Genomic DNA, 2,403 nt, shown 5'->3' with positions numbered 1-2,403 from the left:
AGAATTTTCGGCAGGAAGTAGCCGCCAAGACCGCGGCCGCGCCGACGATTCCGGTTACGAGACCGATCTGCTTGCTGAACCGTTGAGGAACCAGTTGGAACACGAGCGTTGCCATGCCGAGCAGCATCATCATGGCGAATAGAAGGACGGTGATCAAGGTTAGCGAGGCAGGGTGGAGATGAATGCGAGCAGACGGCGACTCCAGCGTACAGCAAGAGCAGCATGCGGATTCCGCGAGCTTATCGGCCAGCCAGCCACCTACAGGTCGGAAGAAGCTGCCTGCAATGACGCATAAGGTAGTGAAATTGCCCGCTTGAATTGGGGAAAGATCGTATTGCGTATTGAAGAAAATCGGCAAGTAGCTCGACATGCCGACAAAGCCGCCGAACGTGACGCTGTAGAGCAGGTTGAAAATCCATGTGTCGCGCTTGGCGATTACTCGGCGTAGTCGATGAGCTTGGCCGGAGCCGGTTGATTAGGACTGTCCTTGGCAAGCAAGGAGAAAACAACGAATACGACGGCGATCGGTATGAGAGCAAATCGAACACGACATGCCAATCTCCGTAGTAGGTGGCGATCCGGTTGGCGAACAGCGTGGTGAATACCGTACCGCTATTGCCGGCTCCGGCGATGCCCATGGCAAGCCCTTGATATTGCGGCGGGTACCAGCGGCTGGCAGCGGGAGAGCGACGGAGAAGCTCGCTCCGGCGACGCCGAGCAGAAGGCTACATAATGCAGGCTGCTCAGGGTGTGGGCGAACTGCATCCCAAATGAGCGGAATGAATGTAATAAGCATTCGAGCTGGGCTGTCCGTTTCGGTCCGATGCGGTCGGTCAGGAAGCCTAATACGAGACGCAGAATGGAGCCTCCCAGAATCGGGAGGGCGACCAGATTCGCTTTTTGGGCCGCGCTCAAGTCGAAATCTTTCATAATGATAATGGACAGCGGTCCGAGCAGCACCCAAATCATGAAGCTGACGTCGAAGTAAGCGAAGGCGCTGAATAGCGAAGGCTTGTGTCCCGCTTGCAAGAATCCTTTTCCGGCCATTGAACATCTCTCCCTTTGGTATTGTAGCTATGAAACCGTTTTTACGGACATAAGAAAAGCCGGAGCAGTCGAATAAATCGACAGCTGCCGGCTTCGTTGCCAGGCTCGGGCACTCCTTGTGCGTGAACCGTTGCGTGCTTATTCGGGCGAACGTGATTTCAGGTGGCGTTCCCGGCTTCATCGCCGGAACCGCCGCCTCGATCGAGGTTGCTATCGCCATTATATGTTCGAAGTGAATGTTGTGCCCGAGCCTGGCAACGAAGCCGGCAGCTGTCGATTTATTCGACTGCTCCGCTTTTCTTATGTCCGTAAAAACGGTTTCATAGCTACAATACCAAAGGGAGAGATGTTCAATGGCGGAAAAGGATTCTTGCAAGCGGGACACAAGCTTCGCTATTCAGCGCCTTCGCTTACTTCGACGTCAGCTTCATGATTTGGGTGCTGCTCGGACGCTGTCCATTATCATTATGAAAGATTTCGACTTGAGCGCGGCCCAAAAGCGAATCTGGTCGCCCTCCCGATTCTGGGAGGCTCCATTCTGCGTCTCGTATTAGGCTTCCTGACGACCGCATCGGACCGAAACGGACAGCCCAGCTCGGAATGCTTATTACATTCATTCCGCTCATTTGGGGATGGCAGTTCGCCACACCTGAGCAGCCTGCATTATGTAGGCCTTCTGCTCGGCGTCGCGGAGCGAGCTTCTCCGTCGCTCTCCGCTGGCCAGCCGCTGGTACCGCGCATATCAAGGGCTTGCCATGGGCATCGCCGGAGCCGGCAATAGCGGTACGGTATTCACACGCTGTTCGCCAACCGGATCGCCACCTACTACGGAGATTGGCATGTCGTGTTCGGATTTGCTCTCATACCGATCGCCGTCGTATTCGTTGTTTTCTCCTTGCTTGCCAAGGACAGTCCTAATCAACCGGCTCCGGCCAAGCTCATCGACTACGGCCGAGTAATCGCAAGCGCGACACATGGATTTTCAACCTGCTCTACAGCGTCACGTTCGGCGGCTTTGTCGGCATGTCGAGCTACTTGCCGATTTTCTTCAATACGCAATACGATCTTTCCCAATTCAAGCGGGCAATTTCACTACCTTATGCGTCATTGCAGGCAGCTTCTTCCGACTGTAGGTGGCTGGCTGGCGATAAGCTCGGCGGAATCGCATGCTGCTCTTGCTGTACGCTGGAGTCGCGTCCTGCTCGCATTCATCTCCACCCTGCCTTCGCTAACCTTGATCACCGTCTTCTATTCGCCATGATGATGCTGCTCGGCATGGGCAACGGCTCGGTGTTCCAACTGGTTCCTCAACGGTTCAGCAAGCAGATCGGTCTCGTAACCGGAATCGTCGGCGCG

General features: G+C 55.2%; 1 protein-coding gene and 2 pseudogenes. 1 reads left to right on the top strand and 2 read right to left on the bottom strand.

Annotation, left to right across the window (positions count from 1 at the left end; all coding sequences use genetic code 11):
• Both D3H35_RS33315 and D3H35_RS33310 read right to left on the bottom strand, forming a co-directional pair.
• Positions 1-406 (bottom strand): annotated as a pseudogene (locus tag D3H35_RS33315) (MFS transporter); the annotation flags it as partial.
• Positions 407-612: 206 nt separating this feature from the next.
• Positions 613-1,047: an MFS transporter gene (locus tag D3H35_RS33310; RefSeq protein WP_233568251.1), complete on the bottom strand. Its 435-nt coding sequence runs from the start codon at positions 1,045-1,047 to the stop codon at positions 613-615.
• Positions 1,048-2,070: 1,023 nt separating this feature from the next.
• On the opposite strand from D3H35_RS33310, the pseudogene D3H35_RS31615 reads away from it, so the two are divergent.
• Positions 2,071-2,403: pseudogene (locus D3H35_RS31615) on the top strand (MFS transporter); the annotation flags it as partial.

Origin of the sequence: Cohnella faecalis (assembly GCF_003570905.1) — a bacterium.
In the GTDB taxonomy this organism is placed as follows: Bacteria; Bacillota; Bacilli; order Paenibacillales; family Paenibacillaceae; genus Cohnella; species Cohnella faecalis.
The sequence above is the reverse complement of the archived record's forward strand: the minus strand, read 5'-3'. Positions and strand labels throughout refer to the sequence as shown.

What these genes read in the sequence shown, in the direction of transcription:
- D3H35_RS33310 (WP_233568251.1), bottom strand. Translation starts at nt 1,047, where the DNA reads ATGGCCGGAAAAGGATTCTTGCAAGCGGGACACAAGCCTTCGCTATTC.